Origin of the sequence: Serratia sp. Tan611 (genome assembly GCF_905188235.1) — a bacterium.
In the GTDB taxonomy this organism is placed as follows: domain Bacteria; phylum Pseudomonadota; class Gammaproteobacteria; order Enterobacterales; family Enterobacteriaceae; genus Serratia_B; species Serratia_B rhizosphaerae.
Genome location: NZ_LR994655.1, coordinates 4,169,204 through 4,189,218, shown reverse-complemented (window position 1 = coordinate 4,189,218; position 20,015 = coordinate 4,169,204). Strand labels below are relative to the sequence as shown.

Here is a 20,015-nt window from a genome sequence, read left to right as displayed (position 1 = left end):
TAATAGTCAATCAATCCGTCAGCTGTTGCAGAGCCTTATGCCGAATTCGCATAGCCCGTTAACCGATCCTCAGTTTGTTGCTGAATTACAGCAGCAGATGCTGCAATTTGCCCGACTGCAGCTGAATGATTTTCATCAGGCGGAGGATGTTGTGCAGGAAGCCTTTGAAGGGGCCATGAAAAATGCGGGTTCTTTTGCCGGCAGGGCGGCGTGGAAAAGTTGGGTGTTTGCGATTTTACGCCATAAAATTGCCGATATGCTGCGTATGCGTTACCGCCAGGCGGAGGTGACATCCGCGGGTGAGGAAGATCAGCAAAACTTTGAGGCGCTGTTTGACGCGCAGGGGCACTGGCCGGCTGGTGAACGGCCTCAGCGCTGGCATCAGCCGGACGAGTCCTGCGAACAGGCGCAGTTTTGGCAAATCTTTGAGCTTTGCCTGACGCAGGTGCCGGCCAAGAATGCTAGGGCTTTTATGATGCGCGAATTTATCGGCCTGGAGACGCAGGAGATCTGCCGCGAGATGGCGCTGTCGGTCACCAATCTTAACGTCGTGCTGTGGCGGGCGCGTATGCGCCTGCGGGAGTGTTTATCACAGCGTTGGTTTAGCCGTGAAGGAGGCGAACATGCTTAACTGCCACCGTGCGACCCGCCTGATGTCTCAGGCTCAGGATGCGCCGCTGCCGTTTGCGCAGCGTGCGGCGCTGCGCTTCCATCTGCTGTTTTGCTCCGGCTGCCGTAACTTTCAGACGCAGTTGGTCGATTTGCGCAGCATCACTTCGGCTTTCGCCCAGGGCAAAGATCGGTCGCCTAAACGTTAGAGCGCGGTACCCGGCGCCGGCACAGCAGGCTGTCGAGCGCCAGCTTGCCGCCGCCGTAGCTCATCAGATAAATTTGCGCGCTCATCCACATGCTGTGAACCGGCCAGGCATCCGGATAGACGAAGATCTGGATCACCAGCGTCATCACCCACAGCGCCAGCGCGGAAAAGCGTGTCGCCAGACCGAGCAGCAGCAGTAACGGAAAGAGATGCTCCGCCACGGCGGCCAGGCTTGCCGCTATGGCCGGCGGCAGCAGCGGCAGTTGGTATTCGGTGGCGAACAGCGCCAGCGCGCCGCTGCTCAGGTGCGGTATCCCCAACCGCAGCGGCTCTCCGCCCAGGATATCGATCGTCAGCCCTTCAACCTTACTCTGCCCCGACAGCCAGAACGTGGCGGCCAGCGCGATGCGCGCCAGCAGGCTGAGCAGGCTTTCCCGGACAACTTTCTGGCCCTTCGCCGCCAGCGTTTGCAGTAATGCCATGTTATTTCTCCTGCCGGCCGGATACGCAAAGGATCAGGCCGTAATGGTGTAGGCGTTGTAAGACCGGTTGGACGGCAAACGCGGTGTCCTCCGCGAGCGCTGCCGTCAGCGCCTGCGCCAGGGATTTCCGCGTCCGCAGCGCGTGGAGAAAGCGCAACTCCGCCGCGCCGATCGCGATCAGACGCACGTCATCCTGATGGCGAAACAGTAAAACCTGTTCGGCACGGCAGGGATCCAGCTCCGCCGGCGCCTGATCCTGCTGGTGCGCCGCCCACAGGCTGAACACGGCAAACGGCGAGCCAAACAGCCGCAGCGAAGGATGCAGACGCAGGACGCTGTCGGCGGATAGCGTGGGCTGCCCGGCGTTGTCCGGCATCGCATCAGCCGCGTGCAGAGACTCGATACACAGCAGTTCGAGCTGTGCCAGATCCGCCAGCCACGGCCAGTCAGCCAGCGGCGGGAAGCCGGCCAGCCAGGCGGGCAACGCCGTGCCATAGTCAGCCAGCACCGGCGAGGTCGGCGGGTGCCGGCGGATAAATTCGGCCGCCATGGCGCGGAAGAAGCCGTCGCCAACCTGCTGTACCAGCACCGGGCAGTTTTCCGCCAGTGCGCTAATCAGCGAGGCCATCACGTTGTTGCGGTAAACGGCAAAGCGCCGGGCCGGATCGCTGCCGTTCCAGGTGGTGAGCCCCTGGGGCACGGCGCCGTTGCCGTCAAGCAGCGCCTGATACAGTGCGCGTTGCATCTTTCACCTCCGCCGTCATCAACGCTTCCGCCTGACGCGCCTCATCCAGCAGCACCGCCAGCGGCGGCAGGTTGCTGTCCCATTCGATCAGCGTCGCGACGTTGCCGGTCGCCGCCAGCGCGGCACGATACAGCTGCCAGACCGGTGCGGCGACGCGGCCGTCGTGGGAATCAATCAGTAAACGGTCGCCGGCGGCGTCCTGGTTTTCCGCATGGCCCGCCAGGTGTATTTCCCCCACCTGGAGCAGCGGCAGCTCGTACAGCATGGTCAGCGGATCGCGGTGGTGGTTGACGCCGCTGACGTAGAGGTTGTTGACGTCCAGCAGCAGGCCGCAGCCGCTGCGTTTTACCATCTCGCTGATAAAGGCGGTTTCACTCAGGGTAGAGTCGGCGAACTCGACATAGGTGGCCGGGTTCTCCAGCAAGATCGGCCGCCGCAGCGCATTTTGCACCTGATCGATATGCGCGCAGACCCGTGTCAGCGTGGCCTCGGTATAAGGCAGCGGCAGCAGATCGTTGAGAAAAAAGCCGTTATGCGTCGACCAGGCCAGATGTTCGGAGAACATCTGCGGCTGATAGCGTTCTACCAGAGCGGCGACGCGTTGCAGGTGGCTGCGGTCGAGCGGCGCTTCTGCGCCGATAGACATCCCCACGCCGTGAATGGACAGCGGGTAGCTTTGACGGATGGCGCTCAGGGCCTGATGAAAAGGGCCGCCGGCCACCAGATAATTTTCCGCATGAATTTCAAAAAAACCGACGTCGGGCCGCTCCTGCAGGATCTGGCCGAAGTGCTCCGGCTTGAGACCGATGCCGGCCCGCGGCGGGAGACCGCCCATCATGTTATAGCCAGGCGCATCACGGGTGACGGCAGGCGGGGTATGAACTGACGTAGTCATCGCTGTTGCTCCTGGTGATGGGCGGTGAGGGCGGCTTACATCTCTTTAAACGCGTCCAATTGACCAAAGCCGGTCGATGACGTCGGCGATTTCATTTTTACGCAGCTGCCGGTGGGCACCAGCTTCCAGGCGTTACCCTGGTAATCGGTTTTGGCCGTGCCGGCGCAGGTGGTGCCGGCGCCCGCTTTACAGTCATTTTTGCCCTTCAGTGATACGCCGTAGCATTTCTCCATATTGCTTCCTTCAGTCGCCATGGCTGCGGTGCTTGCGGTGGTCAGCACGCTGCCTAACGCCAGCGCCAGCAGTGCGGTTGTAGTTGGCTTTTTCATTATTTCTTCCTCATGGTTGTAAAACGGATCGTTGTGTTGGCAGAAGCAGGATGGCTTCTGAGGAGTTAGTCGCAGCGGGCGCGGATTTCTTACAGAAAAAATTATTTTTTATTTAAAGTGGTTGAATAACAAAAAGTTGCGTTCTGTTTGACGCGGGGCGTGGGGCGTGGGGCGTGGGGCGTGGGGCGTGAAGAGGAGTGCGCCATGACATAAAAAAACCGCAGCCAGAGGCTGCGGTTACGGTTAGCGGGACAACCGGGCGCTCTTTGCCTGCGGTGAATTACCAGCAGACAAAGCCGCCGTCGACCAGCAGATCGACACCGGTGCAGAATGAGGCGGCGTCGCTGGCCAGGAAAATGGCCGGGCCGGCCATCTCTTCCACGCGCGCCATACGCTGCATCGGCGTCTGGCTTTCAAACGCCTGCGTCTGATGCACCATTTCCGGCCGGGTGTTCATCGGCGTGGCGGTATAGCCGGGGCTGATGCTGTTAACGCGGATATTTTTCGTCGTCCACTCCATGGCCAGGCTTTTGCTGAGGTGGATAACGCCGGCTTTGGCGCAGTTGTAGTGCGCCTGCTCCAGACCGCGGTTGACGATAACGCCGGACATCGAGGCGATATTGATGATGGAACCGCCGCCGCCGGCGGCCATCAGTTCCGCTTCGGCTTTACAAGCGTGCCAGACGCCGGTCAGGTTGATATCGATCACCCGCTGCCACTGCTCGGTTTCCATCTCCAGCGCCGGGTTGGCGTTGGCGATCCCGGCGGCGTTCACCGCCACGTCAAGGCGGCCATACTGTGACTTTACGCCGGCGATGGCGCTGCGCAGCGCATCGGGATCGCGTACGTCGCCGGTAAAGGCGACGGCGTGACCGCCGATGGCGTGAATATGCCGCACGGTCTCTGCCAGGCCGCCGTCTTCACGCAGGTCGAAACAGGCGACGTTAGCGCCGGCGCTGGCCAGGCCATAGGCGATAGTCTGGCCGATGCCGCTGCCGGCGCCGGTCACAAAGGCGGTGCGTCCCTGCAGGCTGAATAACTGTTGAGCGAAATCTTTGGTCACCATCGAATATTCTCCTAGCGTTTGGCGCTGTATGCGGACTGCGTTGTTGATAAGGTTTTCGGAACGGCAAAGCGTGCCTTTTCATCCCGGGCGACAAAACTGGTCAGGAAAATGCTGACGATATACAGCCCGGCGAAGACAAACAGCACCCCTTTGGCGCCGACGGTGGTGAACAGCAGCGCCACCAGCAGCGGGCCAACAAAGCTGGACAGCCCGGCGCCGAGGTTCAGCACCGACATCGCCGCGCCTTTTCTTTCCGGCTCCAGCGAAGGCACCAGCGCGGTGAGCGGGCAGAAGCCGGCAATCAGCGCGCCGTACAGACAGCCCATCAGCAGCATGGCCATATAGTTGCCGCTGAACCAGATAGGCGCATAGGCCATGAAAATCATGGTGCAGGCGCAGCCGAAGCCGCCGAAGATCTGTACGGTGCGGCCCCAGCCAATGCGGTCGCCCACCACGCCCCAGATCAGGTTAAAGGCGATGTTGACCGTAAAGGTCAGCGCCCAGACCTTTAACCACTGTTCGGTGGTAAAACCGTGCAGCGAGAGGTAAATCGGGAAAAAGACCGGCAACGCAAACTGGGAGGTGGTGTTGATCAGCCTGACCAGGCCGCCGACGCCGACGCGGGGGTTTTCCTTGATAATCGAGATGCCGCTGAGCAGGATCGCCAGCTGTTCACCGACCGTCGTGCGTTCCCGCACCGTGCCTTTTACGCACATCAGAACGATCGCCGTACCGGCCAGCGCCCAGACAATGGCGCTCCACAGTACGCCGACGTGGCCGAGTACCGGGATCATCAGCGAGGCGTAGAAATTGGCGACGATATACAGCCCGCCGGTAAACGCCAGATAGAACCAGCCGACGGCGGTCGCCAGGGTTTTGGCCGGGTTGCGGTAGGTCACCCAGACCAGGAATGAGTAGCAGAACAGCGGGTAGCCGAGGCCGCGGATACAGTAGGTCGGCACGATAATGGCGAAGTTCATGGTAGGCAGGGCCACCAGCAGGAACAGCACCTGGCCGACCAGCCAGAACATCGCGCCGATCAGCATGGTTTTACGCGGCCCCAGCGCTTCGGCCATCACGCCCGACAGCCACGCGCCGATCGCCACGGCAATGCCGTAGATGGCGATCAGCGTGGCGCTTTGCGGCATGCTCAGCCCGCGTTCGATCAGATAGGGGGAGATCCAGGCTTGTTCAACGCCGTCGCCGACGATAAACAGCAGCACGCCGATTAAACCCCAGACCAAATCCGTTCTGAGGCCGAGTATCGTCCGCGGCTCTGAGTGAGCGGGTGTCATAAAGTACTCCGTAGGCAGGTAAGATTTATAGGAATTTTTAAGGGTTATGACATGATGAGGCCGCCATCGACATTGATGGTTTGGCCGGTGATATAAGAGGCGTCTTCCGAGGCCAGAAACATCACCAGCCCGGCGACGTCTTTGGGCTTGCCTGCGCGTTTTAACGGAATGCCTTCCACCCACTCCTGCATTAATTCGCCTTTGCCGTATTTTTTCTCCGGCGTGCTCAAGATCTCGCCCCAGACGCGGTCGTTATAATCCCACATCTCCGTTTCGATAATGCCGGGACAAAACGCATTGACGGTAATATTGTGGGCGGCGAGTTCCAGCGCCAGACTTTGCGTAATGCCAATCACCCCCATTTTGCTGGCGGCGTAGTGCGGCGTATAAATAAACCCGACCCGTCCCTGTCCGGATGAGGTATTAATCAGGCAGCCTTTATTCTGCTTGACCATATATTTGGCCGCTTCCCGGCAGCACAGCCATACGCCGGTGGTGTTGACGTTAAGCACGTTGTCGAATTCTTTGCGCGTCATGGAATCGAAATGGTCGATGGTAATGATGCCGGCGTTCTGAATTGAGACGTCCACCGATCCGAAGGTGTCAAACGCCAGCTGGTAGAGCGCGGCAACCTGTTGTTCGTCGGTGACGTCGGCAACCAAGGGAACGATATTGCCGCGATAGCGCTGCGTTAACCGCTCGGCCGTGGCGAGGATATCTGCCGAATAGTCGGAGATCACCAGATTGGCGCCGGCGGCGGCAAAGCGCTCGGCAATACCTTCGCCAATGCCGCGTGCGGCGCCGGTGATTACGACGGTCTGGTTGCTGAATGAATAGCTCATAACGTGGTCCTTCTGCTTCAGGGAGATCAAGATGCGTAGAGGGTGCGCTCTACCGCGCTCTGCCACTCGCGCCAGCGTTTTTGCAGGCGGCCGTGGCGTGCCATATTGGGACGAAACTCGCCGTGTACCGGCAGGTAGCTTTTCAGTTCGTCATCGGTGATATGGGTAATGGCCTTGCGCGCCAGCAGGGCGGCGCCGATGGCCGAAAGTTCGGGGATATCGCTGCGCATAACCGGGCATCCCAGCAGATCGGCCTGATACTGCATCAGCCAGTCGTTTTTGCTGGGGCCGCCGTCCACCATGAGCGCCGTCAGCGTGAAGTCATTATGTTGGCGCATGGCGGCGACCACGTCGGCAATCTGGTAGGCGACCGATTCCAGCGCCGCGCGAATCAGGTGCGCGCGTTTAACGCCGCGGCTCAGCCCGCAAATGACGCCTCTGGCGTGCTCGTTCCACCACGGCGCGCCCAGGCCGGTGAGCGCCGGAACGAAATACACCCCGAGGGTGGAATCCACCGAAGCCGGCAGCGTATTCAGCTCATGGGCCAGCTCTGCGGCGGGCAACTCACTTAAGCCGGTGCTGTCGGCCATCCAGGCGACGGCGTCGCCGGTGTGGGGAATATTGCCCTCCAGTCCGTAGACCAGCCGCTGCCCGTCATGCCAGGCGAGGGTGGTGGCGAGCGACTGGATGTCGCATTGGGCGGACGTCACCGGCGCCATGACGGACGAGCCGGTGCCGTAGGTGGCTTTGACGCAGCCGGGCTGTCCCAGCGCGTGGCCGAATAACGCGGCGTGCGAATCGCCGATCATCGCCATGATCGGAATACCGTCGGGAATGTCCGCCAGTCCTTTGGTATGGCCGAACAGGCCGCTTGAGGGTTTGACCGCCGGCAGCGCGGCGGCGGGGATCTGGAAGATGGCCAGCATCTGTTCATCCCAGCCGCCGCTGTGCAGGTTCAGCAGCTGCGTGCGCGAGGCGTTGGAGTAATCGCAGTAAAAGGCTTCGCCCGCGGTCAGATGCCAGAGCAGCCAGCTGTCGATGGTGCCCAGGCAAATCTCGCCCTGCTCGGCGAGCGCAAAGCCGTTTGGCACCGACTCCAGCAGCCAGCGCATTTTAGAGCCGGAAAACAGCGGAGCAATGGGCAGGCCGGTTGCCGTTTTAATCGGCTGCGCCTGATGATCGCGCCGCAGGCTGTCGCAAAAATCCGCGGTGCGCGAGCATTGCCAGGAGAGCGCCGCGCCGAGCGGTTTGCCGTTACTGCGATACCAGCCGATGGCGGTTTCACGCTGATTGCTGATCGCCAGCGCGCAGACACGCTCCGCACCGACGTGCGCCACCGCCTGCGCCAGCACGTTCAGCGAGGCGTCCACCAGTAATTCCCCCGACTGTTCCACCCAGCCTTCACGCGGCGTCTGAATGGACAGCGCTTGTGAAAACTTGGCGATGACCTGGCCGCATTCGTCCAGCGCGACGGCTTTGGCATTGGTGGTGCCTTCATCAAGCGCGATGATGACATTCTTTGTTGCCGACATAGAGTTTCTCCAAATAACGCAGAATTCAGGCGACGACCGGCATGGCGGAAAGCGGATCGCGTTGGCGCGGTCTGCGCCGGCAGGGCAAGGCATACGTCTTTTTCCACCGGCTTGAATATATATTCATATGTGATTATTTATTTAGTGCACGATAACCAAGTTGCTGAGGCTCAGCCACCGGCAAAGTCTGCAAATGTGCTTGCTATCACATTTCTAACGCGGTGCAGTGTGACGGGAAAAACGCAGGAGGATGGTTTATCTTTTTGATAAAAAACTATTTTTTCGTGCCGCCTCCGAAGGTTTTGGGGCGGCGGCAAACACGGTAACCGACCGGACTGGGGAAAATCAGTCCGTGACCAGCATTCTGGAAGTGTGGTAATCGGTGATCAGCACATCGATATAACCGCCGTTCAGCGCGCCCTTGATGGCGGCGACTTTGTCGCGGCCACCGGCCAGTGCGACGACGTTCGGGCATTTTTTCACTTTGTCGAGCGCCATGCCGATCACCGGATCTTCATCGTCGCTCAGCACCGGGGCGCCGTGCCGGTCAAAATAGTGCAGGCAGATATCGCCGACGGCGCCGCGCTCGGCCAACCGTGCCAGCATCTCCTCCTGATAGTAGTTGCCGGAGGTTTTCAGCAGCTGGGACGGTTCCAGAATGCCGATACCGACGATGGCGACGTCGACATCATCGAAATGGGCGATCACTTCGGCGACGTCGCTGCTGGCCATCAGGCGCGCTTTTTCATCCATCGAGCCTTCAATGCTCTGCGCCGGCAGCAGCCAGGCTTTGCAGTTGAGCTGCTGCGCCAGGGTCTGCGTCAGGATGGTGGCCTGCACGTTGCCGTTGGGCCCCACGCCGCCCAGCAGTTGGATAACGCCGTTCGCCTTCAGGTTCTGGGTGTGCACCTCATCCACCATGGCGCGGATGGTGCTGCTCCAGGAGGAGACGCCCACCAGATCGTTAGGCCGCAGGCGGGTTTCCATATAGTGGGCGGCGGCCGAGCCGATGGCGCGTTTCAGCACCGCGTCGGAAGCCTCTTCTGCAACGTCGACCACGATGGCCTGCTTAATGCCGTAACGCTCTTCGATGCCTTTTTCGATATTCAGAAAAATATTGGAGGGCTGAACAACGCTGATTTTGACCAGTCCCTCTTTTTGGCAGCGGGTGATGGCGCGCGAAACGAAAGATTGGGAAAGGGATAATGATTGTGCGATCTCAGACTGCTTGCGACCCTCCAGGTAGTAAAGCGTGGCAATCTTAACCAAGAGCCGTTGTTCATCCTGCTTAGCCATGTTGTTCCTCAACTATCAATTAGGTGCAATCAGTATGTTTTAGCCCGTCATCATACGCGAAAAAGTATGGACTTTAAGTGTGATGGAACTCTAATTTTCGCCAATGGTGTCGTACCGCGCTGGACAAACTTGCAGCGATGATCATACTATCATGAATATAAAATCATGATTGAATATATATTCATGATGGCAGATATCCCGCTTTGTTAGTGAATGGGGGCCTGTAAACGCAACGGTTTGGCAGGTTACCCCTCTTTTTTAACCAGGTGGAATAAATATTCGTGAAGGAATAATAATTCGGAGGCGATTATGAACCCGTTCTCACTGTCAGTGCCGGAACTGGAAAGCAAAGCGCGTGCGGTACGACGCCATATCATCAACCTGAACGCCAACAGCCCTGCCGGCGGACATACCGGGGCCGATCTGTCGCAGGTTGAACTGCTGACCGCGCTGTATTTCCGCATTCTGAACTGTGCGCCTGACCGCCTGGACGATCGGGATCGCGATATCTATATCCAGTCGAAGGGACATGCCGTCGGCTGCTACTACTGCGTGCTGGCGGAGGCGGGCTACTTCCCGCAGCCCTGGCTGGCGACCTATCAGCATGCCAACTCGCACCTGCCGGGTCATCCGGTGAAACAGAAAACGCCGGGCATTGAACTGAACACCGGCGCGCTGGGGCACGGTTTCCCGGTGGCGGTGGGGCTGGCCATTGCCGCCAAGCGTGACAACAGCAAGCGCCGCATTTTCCTGATCACCGGCGACGGCGAACTGGCGGAAGGCAGCAACTGGGAGGCCGCGATGGCGGCGGCGCACTACAAGCTGGATAACCTGGTGGTGATTAACGATAAAAACGGGCTGCAGCTGGCCGGCGCCACCAAAGACATTATGAGCACCGATCCGCTGGATGAAAAATGGCGCGCTTTCGGGATGGAAGTCACCGAATGCCGGGGCAACGATATGGCCTCCGTGGTGGCAGCGCTGGAAAACCTGCCGCAGAACGGCAAGCCGCACGTGCTGATTGCGCACACCACCAAGGGCGCCGGCGTGTCATTTATTGCCGGCAAGCCGGAGTGGCATCACCGGGTGCCGAAAGGCGATGAGATTACGCAGGCCATGGCCGAGCTGAGCGATCGGGCAGAAGAGGAGGTATAACGTGAGTAATGCAGAACATTTGGCGAACGTAATGGTGACGGCGTTTATCGATGCGGTAGATAACGGCGTCGATCTGGTGCCGGTGGTGGCGGACTCCACCTCCACGGCGAAAATAGCGCCGTTTATGCAGCGCTTCCCCGATCGTCTGGTTAACGTCGGCATTGCCGAACAGACGCTGGTGGGGGCCGCGGCGGGGCTGGCGATGGCGGGAAAAATCGCCGTCACCTGTAACGCCGCGCCGTTCCTGGTCGCCCGGGCGAATGAGCAGGTGAAGGTCGACGTCTGCTACAACAATACCAACGTGAAGCTGTTCGGCCTTAATGCGGGCGCCAGCTATGGGCCGCTGGCGAGCACCCATCATGCCATCGACGATATCTCCGTGATGCGCGGCTTTGGCAATATCCAGATTTTCGCCCCTTCTTCACCGTTGGAATGCCGCCAGATCATTGACTATGCGCTGGAACACGTCGGGCCGGTCTATATCCGGATGGACGGCAAAGCTCTGCCGGAGCTGCATGATGAGACCTACCGTTTCCAGCCGGGCGCCGTCGACGTGTTGCGCACCGGGAGCGATGTGGCGCTGGTGGCGATGGGGTCTGCGGTGCATGAGGCGGTGGATGCGGCGGCCACCCTGGAGCAGCAGGGCGTCAGCGCGCAGGTGATCGGCGTACCGTCAATCCGTCCGCTGGACCGCGCTGCCCTGAGCGCCGCGCTGGGCGCAATCCGCACGGTGATTACGGTCGAGGAACACAATGTGAACGGCGGCGTCGGCAGCATTGTGGCGGAAGTGCTGGCGGAATATGGTCATGGCGCACGGCTGCAACGTCTCGGCATTGCCGATGGCGAGTACGCCATCGCCGCCGACCGTCAGGCAATGCGCGCGCACCATGGTCTGGATGCGGCCGGCATTGTTCGCCAGGCGCTGGCGTCGTTGCATCAATAACGGCCATTGCGCAGATTTGCCGGCAGGGGGAGGTCACGTATGCATCCGCGACAGAGGAAAATTGTGCAGATGGTGGGGGCGCATGGCCGCCTCAGCGTCGGCGCGCTGGCGCAGGCCGTCGGCGTTTCTCTGGTCACCATCCGTCATGATTTGCAGGCGCTGCATCAGCGGGGGGAACTGTTCCGGGTGCATGGCGGCGCTGTGGCCTTGCAGAGCCATGCGCTCCGGGCCGGATTACAGCGGCGCTATGCCGCCAAACAGGGGATTGCCGGGTATGCCGCCTCGCTGGTGCGCGACGGCGATACGCTGTATCTCGACGGTTGCAGCATCAGCCTGGCGCTGATCGACGCGTTGCACGCCAGGCGTGGCCTCACCATCGTGACGACGCATCCCGATATTGCCGAGCGGCTGAAGCAGAGCGAGCATCAGGCGATGATCGTGGGTGGCCTGCGGCAAACGCGTAATGATGCGAGGATCGGGGCGTTTACCTGCAGTTGCCTCAGCCAGCTGCGGTTTCAGCGCGCCTTTCTGGGCATCGGCGGCTGGCACTGGCAAAGCGGATTTACCGAGCCGGACCCGCAGAGCTGCGCGGTGAAAAACGTCGTTGCGGCGCACTCTGACGAGGTCGTGCTGCTGGCCGACTCGTCCAGGTTCGGCCGGACGCATCCGCACGCGCTGGCGCCCGCCGACGCCGCCGTTACCCGGGTCATTACCGACACCAGGCTGTCGCCCAAATATCGGCAATATTTCGCCCGGCGGGCGATACGCTTGAACGTCATTAATGTGCCGGAGGCCGTCTCAGGCGACTAGCACCCTGACGCCCAGCGTCTCGAACGCCTGTACCTGCGACGGCGTGATGCCGCTGTCGGTAATCAGGTAATCGATCTTCGACCACTCGCAGGGTAAGGCGAACATGGAAACCTTATCAATCTTGCTGGAGTCGGCCACCACGTAGACCTCGCTGGCGGCGTTAATCATCGCCAGTTTCAGTTTGATATCCGTTTCACTGGGAAAACTCAGCCCTGAGCGCGGCGAGATGCAGGCGGTGGCGAGAAACAGTTTTTCCGCCAGCACGTTTTCGAAGAAACCAGCCGCCTTGTCGCCGGAGGTCGACAGCGTGGGGAACTTAAAGCTGCCGCCGGTCAGCAGGATATTGATCTCCGGCTCACCGCCCAGCGTCAGCGCGATGTTGACCGCCGTGGTGATGACCGACAGCCGCTTGATATGGGCCATATATTTGGTGATCGCGGTGGTGGTGGTGCCGGAATCGAAAATCACGGTGTCGCCGTTTTCGATATACCGCGCCGCCAGGCGGCCGATCGCATCTTTTTGCTCTAGATGGATCTGGCGTTCCAGCATCATCGCCCCGGTGTTTTGTTTACCGGCCAGCAGCGTGGCGCCGCCGTGATAGCGCTGGACCAGCCCCCTTTGCTGCAGGGTGCGCAGGTCGGTGCGGATGGTTGCTTCGGTCAGGCCGAATGCCGCAGTGAGCGCTTTAACCGTGACCGTTCCGTCCTCCCGGACCATCTCAAGGATCTTCTCTCTGCGTAGCCGAACGTCAGCCAGCTGTTCACTTTTGCTTTTCAATCGAAAGTCACCTTTTCGTGATGAGGTTACCTGACGGCCTACAAACTACCTCAGATTTTAACCATATGGTGAGTCTAATGCGAGAAATACGCGTACGCATCATGCTTTCGTTCGAAAATAAAATATTGTTATCTATATGAAATAGCAGCGTAAATTTATTTATTAAATAGCGGTCTATAGATTCGAATTGATGCTATCCCACTGTAATTAAAGAATATGTTTTGTTTTTCTGGCTTTTGTTTGAAATATGATCAAGTACACAAACGGAACAATATCGATCGCTTATATTTTTATTCGAAAATCAATGTGTATGAAAACGATAGTGCAGGGCAGAAAGATACGGCTGAAGCGGTTTGATTTCTCCGGGGAAAACGAGGTGATGAATCAACAGCGAGTGGTAAGGCCGGTGGGCAATAACCGACGGGATCGCGGGGGAGGTTGTGACGAACCGCTGATGCCAATCACATAATAATGAGAGAGAGCCTGATGATGAAGAAGAAACTGTTGTTATTAAGCATCGCTTCCGCCTGTGTCTTTTCCGGCGCCGCGCTGGCCGCAGAAAAAGGCACCATCATGATTCTGGTCAATTCACTGGATAACCCGTACTACGCCGCCGAGGCTAAAGGCGCCAATGAGAAAGCCAAAGCGCTGGGCTACAAGACCTCCGTGCTGTCGCACGGCGAAGACGTCAAAAAGCAGAATGAGCTGATCGATACCGCGATCGGTAAAAAGGTGCAGGGCATCATCCTGGATAACGCCGACTCGACCGCCAGCGTGGCGGCAATCAAAAAAGCCAAAGATGCCGGCATTCCGGTGGTGCTGATTAACCGGGAGATACCGGTTGACGATATCGCACTGGAGCAGATTACCCATAACAACTTCCAGGCCGGCTCCGAAGTGGCCAATGTGTTTGTCGAGGCGATGGGCGAAAAGGGCAAATATGCTGAGCTGACCTGCAACCTGGCGGATAACAACTGCGTGACCCGTTCCAAATCCTTCCACCAGGTGATCGATCAGTATCCGGATATGCAGAGCGTGGCGCGTCAGGACGCCAAAGGCACTCTGATTGACGGCAAGCGGGTGATGGACAGCATTTTGCAGGCCCATCCCGACGTGAAAGGCGTTATCTGCGGCAACGGCCCGGTGGCGCTGGGCGTCGTTGCGGCACTGCGCGCCGCCGGTCGCGACGACGTGGTGGTGGTCGGCATCGACGGCAGCAATGACGAACGTGACGCCATCAAGGCCGGCGCGCTGAAGGCGACGGTGATGCTGCAGGCGCAGGCCATCGCGGCGCAAGGGGTCACCGATCTCGACAACTATATCCAGCATGGCAAACCGCCGGCGAAGCAGCGGGTGATGTTCCGCGGCATTCTGATTACGCCGGAAAACGCGCAGCAGGTGCAGGACTTCAACTTCAAATCTTAATGTGTTGCTGTCGCGCCCGTTGCGGCGGGCGCAGAGGAGAATGTGATGTTCACACGACTCGGGCCGGTAGTGCTGATTTTTCTGCTGGGCGGTTGCCGTATTGTTTCGCAGCAGGAACTGGCGGATTTAAAAAATCCGCCTAACCCGAAAATGGCGAATATTCCGCAAACGTGGCAACAGAAGCTGGTGCCGCAAATTGTTAAGGACGCCAAAGCGGATAACGCCTTGCTTGCCGAACTGGCGGCGGCGAAAGATTTTGATGAGGCCTGCCAGCGCTATGGCTACCGCAGCCAGGCGGAGAACCCCTGCCTGTTCAGCGTCAGGCTGAGCGGCACCATCACCGACGTTAACAGCACGTCGCGCAGCGGCAAAATGACGCTGAAAACCGCCGCCGGCGATGAGGTCCGGGTACAGACCGGGCCGATTATCCGCGGAACTGACCTGCGTGACGCCTATAAGGGCGCAGGCTATCAGGATTTTAACGATCAGGTGCTGTTCGGCGATTACGGCCGGGCGATCAACCAGCAGGCGGCCGACATGATGCGCGATTTCAAACCGCAGGTCGGGGATAACGTCGAGGTGGTCGGCGTATTCAGCAGTTGGGATCTGCCGGGCAAGATCGCCGAGGTGACCCCGGCCGCGATTACGCGTCGCTAAGGAGGGAAGATGAGCGAGCAATTGGCGCACTCCGCCGCGGCGGATGTGATTATCGAGACCCGCGACGTCTCCCGTTTGTACCCCGGGGTAACGGCGCTCGATCGGGTTAACTACCGGGTCTACCGCAACAGGGTCAATGTGTTGATCGGGGAAAACGGCGCCGGTAAATCAACCATGATGAAACTGCTGGCAGGCGTGGAATCGCCCTCTTCCGGCGAAATTCTGCTGAACGGGGAAACGGTGGCCCTGTCGTCGACGCATCAGGCGGAGCGACACGGCATCAGCATTATTTTCCAGGAGCTGAATCTGTTTCCCAATATGAATGTGATGGACAACATCTTTATCGGCAATGAGTTTTTCCAGCGGGGCGTGATTAATGAGAAGTACCAGTATGCGCTGGCCAAATCGCTGCTGGAGCGCCTTGAGCTGGACGTTGACCCTTATGCGCCGCTGGGTGAGCTGGGCATCGGCCATCAGCAATTAGTCGAGATTGCGCGGGCGCTGTCCAAAGATACCCAGGTGCTGCTGATGGATGAGCCGACCAGCGCCCTGAGCCAGTCGGAAGTCAAAGTGCTGTTCAAGGTGATCGAGCAGCTCAAGCGGCGCGGCGTCACCATAATCTATATCTCTCACCGGCTGGAAGAGCTGATGGAGATTGGCGATCACATCACCATTTTCCGCGACGGGCGCTTTATCAGCGAGCGTGAAGTCAGCGACGCCAGCGTGCCCTGGATCATTGAACAGATGGTGGGCGATAAGAAAAAACATTTTGACTACTCGCCCGCGCCTCAGCAAGAAACGGTGCTGCAGGTTGACGGTTTGACCGCGCTGCACCCGAACGGCGGCTATCGGCTGAATGATGTGACGTTTGCACTGCGTAAAGGCGAGGTGATCGGCATTTACGGCCTGCTGGGCGCCGGCAGAACGGAGCTGTTCAAGGGGCTGATCGGCATGCTGCCCTGTCAGCAGGGACGCGTGGCGCTCCACGGCGAAGATATCAGCCGGCTTAACTTCCAGGCGCGGTTAAAGAAGGGGATCGCGCTGGTGCCGGAAGACCGGCAGGGGGAAGGGGTGGTGCAGCTGATGTCGATCAAAACCAATATGACGCTGTCCGATCTCAGTCTGAAGGGATTCCGGCGCGCCCTGCGGCCGCTGAGCCCGTCGCAGGAGCAGCATAACGTCGACGATATGGTGCGGCAGCTGGCGATCAAGGTGAGCGACAGCGAGCTGCCGATCACCTCGCTCAGCGGCGGCAATCAGCAAAAAGTGGTGCTGGGAAAAGCCTTGATGACCGGCCCCGAGGTGGTGCTGTTGGACGAGCCGACGCGCGGTATCGACGTCGGGGCGAAAACCGATGTGTATCACCTGATCGGCAAACTGGCGCACGAAGGGCTGGCGGTCATGTTCTCCTCGTCGGAGCTGGATGAGGTGATGGCCCTGGCTGACCGTATCCTGGTGATGGCCGACGGACGTATTACCGCCGATCTGCCGCGCGCCGCCGTAACGCGGGAAAAATTAATCAGCGCTTCAACGCCGCATGACTGACGTCCGTCGGAGAGAAACTATGAGCCGTAAATATCTGATCTATATGTATCTGCTGAAGGCGCGCACCTTTATTGCGCTGCTGATCGTCATCGGCTTTTTCAGCGTGATGGTGCCGAACTTCCTGACCCCCTCCAACCTGCTGATCATGACGCAGCACGTGGCGATCACCGGCCTGCTGGCGATCGGCATGACGCTGGTGATTCTGACCGGCGGCATTGACCTGTCCGTCGGCGCCGTGGCGGGCATTTGCGGCATGGTGGCCGGCGCGCTGCTGACCAGCGGCGTACCGCTGTGGGGCGGCAATGTTCTGTTTTTAAACGTGCCGGAGGTGATTTTGACGGTTGCCGTATTCGGCTGCCTGCTTGGCCTGGTAAACGGCACGGTCATTACCCGTCTGGGCGTCGCGCCGTTTATCTGTACGCTGGGCATGATGTATGTGGCGCGCGGTGCGGCCCTGCTGTTTAACGACGGCGGTACTTACGCCAATCTGGTGGGGATGGCGCCACTGGGCAATACCGGTTTTGCCACGCTGGGGTCCGGCACCTTCCTGGGGGTGTATATCCCGATCTGGCTGATGCTGGCCTTTTTGCTGTTTGGCCTGTACCTGACGCGTAAAACTCCGCTCGGCCGCTATATTTATGCCGCAGGCGGCAATGAGTCCGCCGCCCGGTTGGCGGGGGTGCCGATCGTGAAGGTTAAGGTGTTTGTGTATGCCTTTTCCGGGCTGTGTGCGGCGCTGGTGGGGTTGATTATCGCGTCGCAACTGCAAACCGCCCACCCGATGACCGGCAATATGTTTGAAATGGACGCCATCGGCGCCACGGTGCTTGGCGGCACCGCGCTGGCGGGAGGGCGCGGTCGCGTATCGGGGTCGATCATCGGCGCTTTCGTGATCGTTTTCCTGGCGGATGGCATGGTGATGATGGGGGTGAGCGATTTTTGGCAGATGGTGATCAAGGGGCTGGTGATCGTCACGGCGGTGGTTATCGACCAGTTCCAGCAGAAGCTGCAAAGCAAAGTCGTGATGCTGCGCCGTCATGAACATAAACAGGCCATACCGCAGGCGGAAGGATCGCTATTGCGCTGAGCCGGAAGACAGCGCGGCGTTGCGGTCAGGGAGGCTGCAACGCCGTTTTTTTCGTCTGTCGATTGTCTCGCCGGTTATGGGCGCGTTTGAATACGATTCCGAGCCGCCGTTCCGCTCCGGCCATCCGCGCCGGTTTTCTCGTCCTGGCCGTTTGATTATCGATGGGAGATGGCGAATATCCCGGCGCTGCAGACTGGGTTTTTGGTAAGGATTTCTTAAGCATAGAATTGCGGGCACTATAGTTTCCGGCTATTCTGCTTAATTATTGATAGCTGTCGGACTCATTGAAATATTATGTTTGGTGCGGAAAAAAGCAGTTTATTGCGTGCAAATCTGGAGCATTTGCTCCGTAGTAAAGGCGAAACACAGGTTTCTGTCAGTGAAAGCACCGGGCTTAATCGCACAACAATCTTTAAGATATTGGACGGCCGCGTTGCCAGCGTGCAGAAACAGACGCTGCGTAAAATATCTGATTTTTTCGGCGTCACCATGTATGAGCTGCAGCATGTAGATATTGCGACAGCGGAAAAAATCGATGCCAGTATTTCCGTTCATGGCAATATGAATGCGGCGGCGCTGCCCATAATTCCCCTGACCTCACTGATTGAGCAGATAAACGCCGGGCGTTCCGTCGGGGAGCTGACGCTGTCCTGGCCACTGACCTACTACTATGGCCATGGGCCGAACCTGATTGCCGTGGCAATGGATAAAAACCCGCCGGTGCGCTACCGGTGCGGGGATATGCTTATTATTCGTAAAGGCATCTATAAAAGCACCAATCTAAAGCTGCTGTTTAAGAGTAATGCGGGATTCTTTACTGATGCACTGGCCTGCGTGGACGAGGTCGATGCAGGGGTTATCGTATTAGGAGATATTCTTGAAGAACGTTATGGAAACTGAAGCAGAATATAAACTTATGGGGTTTGAACCCAATACTCATATGGCAAGAATCCTTATACGTTCTTCAGGGAAGGTATTGAACATTCATGCTAACGATCTGGAAAGAAGTGAAATATCGCAAAGCTTATCTGCGCATGAAATCAAGGCCTTATACCGCCATATTTATATGGATGGGCTAGCGCCCAAAACTGAGTATCAGTTGCAGGACCGGAACGATCGCTCCTGGAGCACCTATGCCGTTTTTGTCCTGGCGCTGGCGATATTTTATCAGTTCAGTAATCTGGCGGCGATTAAGCCCGTTTATATTAGCTATTTCGATATTGTGGTGACGCCGGGCACCTTTATTTACCCCTTCACCTTTCTGGTCATTGACCTACTCAATGAGTTTTATGGCTTCCGCCTGGCCAAGAGGGCCATACTGTACTCGGTCGCAGCAAACGTGGTTATCACACTGTTGCTATACCTATCGACAAAACTTCCGGTTATCCCCGGCTGGGGGCTTAATGAGGCGTATAATAACTTTATGATGCAACTCTATGTCGTACTGTTTGCCTCGACCATGGCCTTTATAACCTCTGAGCTATCTAACTCATGGATACTCTGCAAGGTGAAGGCGATGACGCATTCTCGTCACCTTTATCTGCGCATCTTTTTGAGTACCTTTGCGGCGTCCATTATCGACAGCTTTGTTTTCTGCCTGCTGGCCTTTTATGGCAAGATGGAGACCAGCGTTATCGTGAAAATGGCGATAATACAGATGATGATCAAGTCGGTTTACGCGGTGTTAAACGTATTCCCGGCCTATTATGCGCGTTTCCTCTACAGAAAATATATTCTCCATACTGAGTGAGCAGCTGCTTACACCTTGGTATGCCGGCTGTGTTTTAAAGCCGTAAGAACCGGAAATGTACTGGCCAGTATGTTTCCGGTTTTTTTGTGCGCTGCTGCATCCCCCCTGTCTTGATTCAAACCAGACCTGCTTACGCATTACCGAAAACCGAGGAGGGGGCCGGCCTGTTCAACTGACCTGTGCGGAATAGCGGGTGAACCCAATATTAAGAAAAGCGCGTGTGTAGCGTCAGCGTCCATGCGCAGTCTCGGCCGTAACCGCCAATGACACGCAGTGCCGTATGATAGAAGCATGAAAAATTCATAAGATAATTTGCATTATATGGTGGCTGGTGGGTTGTTCTATACCACTTTCCTGATTTCGACTTTTTCACATCATTTTGATAAATAACCATAATTTAAAAAGTCATTTATTAGTCACCATTTTTGTATTCATGTGTTGACTTTTCAGGGTAAGAAAAACTACATTGTTATGCAAGATGAAGGTATCAGGGGCTGTCGCTGGATAGCCATAGCACGTAATACCAGGGGAACCACTGATAAAAGGGCGCAGGACATATTACAGCCC

21 protein-coding genes are annotated in these 20,015 nt (G+C 58.0%); 11 read left to right on the top strand and 10 right to left on the bottom strand.

The window, feature by feature from the left end:
• Window positions 1-37: 37 nt before the first annotated feature.
• Window positions 38-631, top strand: a complete 594-nt coding sequence (locus TAN611_RS19725) for an RNA polymerase factor sigma-70 (protein ID WP_105232550.1) — start codon at window positions 38-40, stop codon at window positions 629-631.
• A complete protein-coding gene (locus tag TAN611_RS19720) occupies window positions 624-818 on the top strand; it encodes a zf-HC2 domain-containing protein (protein WP_105232549.1) in 195 nt (64 codons plus the stop codon). The genes TAN611_RS19725 and TAN611_RS19720 overlap by 8 nt, the downstream gene beginning before the upstream one ends.
• Here the strand turns inward: TAN611_RS19720 and TAN611_RS19715 are convergent.
• The 9 genes from TAN611_RS19715 to TAN611_RS19675 all read right to left on the bottom strand — a co-directional run bounded on the left by TAN611_RS19715 (window position 808) and on the right by TAN611_RS19675 (window position 9,299).
• Window positions 808-1,299 (bottom strand): DoxX family membrane protein, encoded by a 492-nt coding sequence (locus TAN611_RS19715; protein WP_203066910.1) that lies wholly within the window; start codon window positions 1,297-1,299, stop codon window positions 808-810. The two genes, TAN611_RS19720 and TAN611_RS19715, sit on opposite strands and share 11 nt — an antisense overlap.
• A gap of 1 nt (window position 1,300) precedes the next feature.
• Entirely contained in the window at window positions 1,301-2,044 is a 744-nt protein-coding gene (locus tag TAN611_RS19710) for a DUF2063 domain-containing protein (RefSeq protein WP_203066909.1), read from the bottom strand.
• Entirely contained in the window at window positions 2,013-2,939 is a 927-nt protein-coding gene (locus TAN611_RS19705) for a DUF692 domain-containing protein (RefSeq protein ID WP_203066908.1), read from the bottom strand. Before TAN611_RS19705 ends, TAN611_RS19710 begins: the two co-directional genes overlap by 32 nt.
• 35 nt (window positions 2,940-2,974) lie before the next feature.
• On the bottom strand, window positions 2,975-3,268 hold the full coding sequence (locus tag TAN611_RS19700) for a DUF2282 domain-containing protein (RefSeq protein ID WP_187044058.1): 294 nt from the start codon (window positions 3,266-3,268) through the stop codon (window positions 2,975-2,977).
• A gap of 280 nt (window positions 3,269-3,548) precedes the next feature.
• Window positions 3,549-4,334, bottom strand: a complete 786-nt coding sequence (locus tag TAN611_RS19695) for an SDR family oxidoreductase (protein ID WP_105232545.1) — start codon at window positions 4,332-4,334, stop codon at window positions 3,549-3,551.
• Window positions 4,335-4,345: 11 nt separating this feature from the next.
• Window positions 4,346-5,629, bottom strand: a complete 1,284-nt coding sequence (locus TAN611_RS19690) for an MFS transporter (protein WP_105232544.1) — start codon at window positions 5,627-5,629, stop codon at window positions 4,346-4,348.
• A gap of 44 nt (window positions 5,630-5,673) precedes the next feature.
• A complete protein-coding gene (locus TAN611_RS19685) occupies window positions 5,674-6,471 on the bottom strand; it encodes a glucose 1-dehydrogenase (protein WP_105232543.1) in 798 nt (265 codons plus the stop codon).
• Between the two features lie 26 nt (window positions 6,472-6,497).
• Window positions 6,498-8,003 carry an FGGY family carbohydrate kinase gene (locus TAN611_RS19680; RefSeq protein ID WP_105232542.1) on the bottom strand — a complete coding sequence of 502 codons (1,506 nt, stop codon included), beginning with the start codon at window positions 8,001-8,003 and terminating at the stop codon, window positions 6,498-6,500.
• 345 nt (window positions 8,004-8,348) lie between these two features.
• On the bottom strand, window positions 8,349-9,299 hold the full coding sequence (locus TAN611_RS19675) for a sugar-binding transcriptional regulator (RefSeq protein WP_105232541.1): 951 nt from the start codon (window positions 9,297-9,299) through the stop codon (window positions 8,349-8,351).
• 309 nt (window positions 9,300-9,608) lie between these two features.
• Between TAN611_RS19675 and TAN611_RS19670 the strand changes: the two genes are divergently transcribed.
• Genes TAN611_RS19670 through TAN611_RS19660 form a run of 3 tightly spaced genes read left to right on the top strand, consistent with a single transcriptional unit; the run spans window position 9,609 to window position 12,207 of the window.
• Window positions 9,609-10,454 carry a transketolase gene (locus TAN611_RS19670; protein ID WP_105232540.1) on the top strand — a complete coding sequence of 282 codons (846 nt, stop codon included), beginning with the start codon at window positions 9,609-9,611 and terminating at the stop codon, window positions 10,452-10,454.
• A gap of 1 nt (window position 10,455) precedes the next feature.
• Window positions 10,456-11,397 carry a transketolase family protein gene (locus tag TAN611_RS19665; RefSeq protein WP_105232539.1) on the top strand — a complete coding sequence of 314 codons (942 nt, stop codon included), beginning with the start codon at window positions 10,456-10,458 and terminating at the stop codon, window positions 11,395-11,397.
• 39 nt (window positions 11,398-11,436) lie between these two features.
• Window positions 11,437-12,207, top strand: coding sequence for a DeoR/GlpR family DNA-binding transcription regulator (locus tag TAN611_RS19660; RefSeq protein ID WP_203066907.1), 771 nt, complete (start codon window positions 11,437-11,439; stop codon window positions 12,205-12,207).
• Here the strand turns inward: TAN611_RS19660 and TAN611_RS19655 are convergent.
• The gene (locus TAN611_RS19655; RefSeq protein ID WP_105232537.1) at window positions 12,196-12,984 is read right to left on the bottom strand and encodes a DeoR/GlpR family DNA-binding transcription regulator; all 789 of its coding nucleotides are present in this window, start codon (window positions 12,982-12,984) and stop codon (window positions 12,196-12,198) included. The two genes, TAN611_RS19660 and TAN611_RS19655, sit on opposite strands and share 12 nt — an antisense overlap.
• A gap of 489 nt (window positions 12,985-13,473) precedes the next feature.
• Here TAN611_RS19655 and TAN611_RS19650 point away from each other — a divergent pair, with 489 nt between their 5' ends.
• The 6 genes from TAN611_RS19650 (at window position 13,474) to TAN611_RS19625 (ending at window position 19,448) form a co-directional block, all read left to right on the top strand.
• A complete protein-coding gene (locus TAN611_RS19650; RefSeq protein ID WP_105233517.1) occupies window positions 13,474-14,409 on the top strand; it encodes a D-ribose ABC transporter substrate-binding protein in 936 nt (311 codons plus the stop codon).
• Window positions 14,410-14,454: 45 nt separating this feature from the next.
• Window positions 14,455-15,066, top strand: coding sequence for a DUF2291 family protein (locus TAN611_RS19645; protein WP_105232536.1), 612 nt, complete (start codon window positions 14,455-14,457; stop codon window positions 15,064-15,066).
• A 9-nt stretch (window positions 15,067-15,075) separates the two neighbouring features.
• Window positions 15,076-16,611 (top strand): sugar ABC transporter ATP-binding protein, encoded by a 1,536-nt coding sequence (locus TAN611_RS19640; protein WP_105232535.1) that lies wholly within the window; start codon window positions 15,076-15,078, stop codon window positions 16,609-16,611.
• 19 nt (window positions 16,612-16,630) lie between these two features.
• Window positions 16,631-17,698 carry an ABC transporter permease gene (locus tag TAN611_RS19635; protein WP_105232534.1) on the top strand — a complete coding sequence of 356 codons (1,068 nt, stop codon included), beginning with the start codon at window positions 16,631-16,633 and terminating at the stop codon, window positions 17,696-17,698.
• A 294-nt stretch (window positions 17,699-17,992) separates the two neighbouring features.
• Entirely contained in the window at window positions 17,993-18,598 is a 606-nt protein-coding gene (locus tag TAN611_RS19630; RefSeq protein ID WP_105232533.1) for a helix-turn-helix transcriptional regulator, read from the top strand.
• Complete coding sequence (locus TAN611_RS19625) at window positions 18,588-19,448, top strand: queuosine precursor transporter (RefSeq protein WP_105232532.1); 861 nt, start codon at window positions 18,588-18,590, stop codon at window positions 19,446-19,448. Before TAN611_RS19630 ends, TAN611_RS19625 begins: the two co-directional genes overlap by 11 nt.
• The last annotated feature ends 567 nt before the right edge of the window (window positions 19,449-20,015 follow it).

Excerpts from the sequence above, each read along its gene's own strand:
- TAN611_RS19725 (WP_105232550.1), top strand. The coding sequence starts at position 38 with ATGCCGAATTCGCATAGCCCGTTAACCGATCCTCAGTTTGTTGCTGAA.
- TAN611_RS19720 (WP_105232549.1), top strand. The coding sequence starts at position 624 with ATGCTTAACTGCCACCGTGCGACCCGCCTGATGTCTCAGGCTCAGGAT.
- TAN611_RS19715 (WP_203066910.1), bottom strand. The coding sequence starts at position 1,299 with ATGGCATTACTGCAAACGCTGGCGGCGAAGGGCCAGAAAGTTGTCCGG.
- TAN611_RS19710 (WP_203066909.1), bottom strand. The coding sequence starts at position 2,044 with ATGCAACGCGCACTGTATCAGGCGCTGCTTGACGGCAACGGCGCCGTG.
- TAN611_RS19705 (WP_203066908.1), bottom strand. The coding sequence starts at position 2,939 with ATGACTACGTCAGTTCATACCCCGCCTGCCGTCACCCGTGATGCGCCT.
- TAN611_RS19700 (WP_187044058.1), bottom strand. The coding sequence starts at position 3,268 with ATGAAAAAGCCAACTACAACCGCACTGCTGGCGCTGGCGTTAGGCAGC.
- TAN611_RS19695 (WP_105232545.1), bottom strand. The coding sequence starts at position 4,334 with ATGGTGACCAAAGATTTCGCTCAACAGTTATTCAGCCTGCAGGGACGC.
- TAN611_RS19690 (WP_105232544.1), bottom strand. The coding sequence starts at position 5,629 with ATGACACCCGCTCACTCAGAGCCGCGGACGATACTCGGCCTCAGAACG.
- TAN611_RS19685 (WP_105232543.1), bottom strand. The coding sequence starts at position 6,471 with ATGAGCTATTCATTCAGCAACCAGACCGTCGTAATCACCGGCGCCGCA.
- TAN611_RS19680 (WP_105232542.1), bottom strand. The coding sequence starts at position 8,003 with ATGTCGGCAACAAAGAATGTCATCATCGCGCTTGATGAAGGCACCACC.
- TAN611_RS19675 (WP_105232541.1), bottom strand. The coding sequence starts at position 9,299 with ATGGCTAAGCAGGATGAACAACGGCTCTTGGTTAAGATTGCCACGCTT.
- TAN611_RS19670 (WP_105232540.1), top strand. The coding sequence starts at position 9,609 with ATGAACCCGTTCTCACTGTCAGTGCCGGAACTGGAAAGCAAAGCGCGT.
- TAN611_RS19660 (WP_203066907.1), top strand. The coding sequence starts at position 11,437 with ATGCATCCGCGACAGAGGAAAATTGTGCAGATGGTGGGGGCGCATGGC.
- TAN611_RS19650 (WP_105233517.1), top strand. The coding sequence starts at position 13,474 with ATGAAGAAGAAACTGTTGTTATTAAGCATCGCTTCCGCCTGTGTCTTT.
- TAN611_RS19645 (WP_105232536.1), top strand. The coding sequence starts at position 14,455 with ATGTTCACACGACTCGGGCCGGTAGTGCTGATTTTTCTGCTGGGCGGT.
- TAN611_RS19640 (WP_105232535.1), top strand. The coding sequence starts at position 15,076 with ATGAGCGAGCAATTGGCGCACTCCGCCGCGGCGGATGTGATTATCGAG.
- TAN611_RS19635 (WP_105232534.1), top strand. The coding sequence starts at position 16,631 with ATGAGCCGTAAATATCTGATCTATATGTATCTGCTGAAGGCGCGCACC.
- TAN611_RS19630 (WP_105232533.1), top strand. The coding sequence starts at position 17,993 with ATGTTTGGTGCGGAAAAAAGCAGTTTATTGCGTGCAAATCTGGAGCAT.
- TAN611_RS19625 (WP_105232532.1), top strand. The coding sequence starts at position 18,588 with ATGGAAACTGAAGCAGAATATAAACTTATGGGGTTTGAACCCAATACT.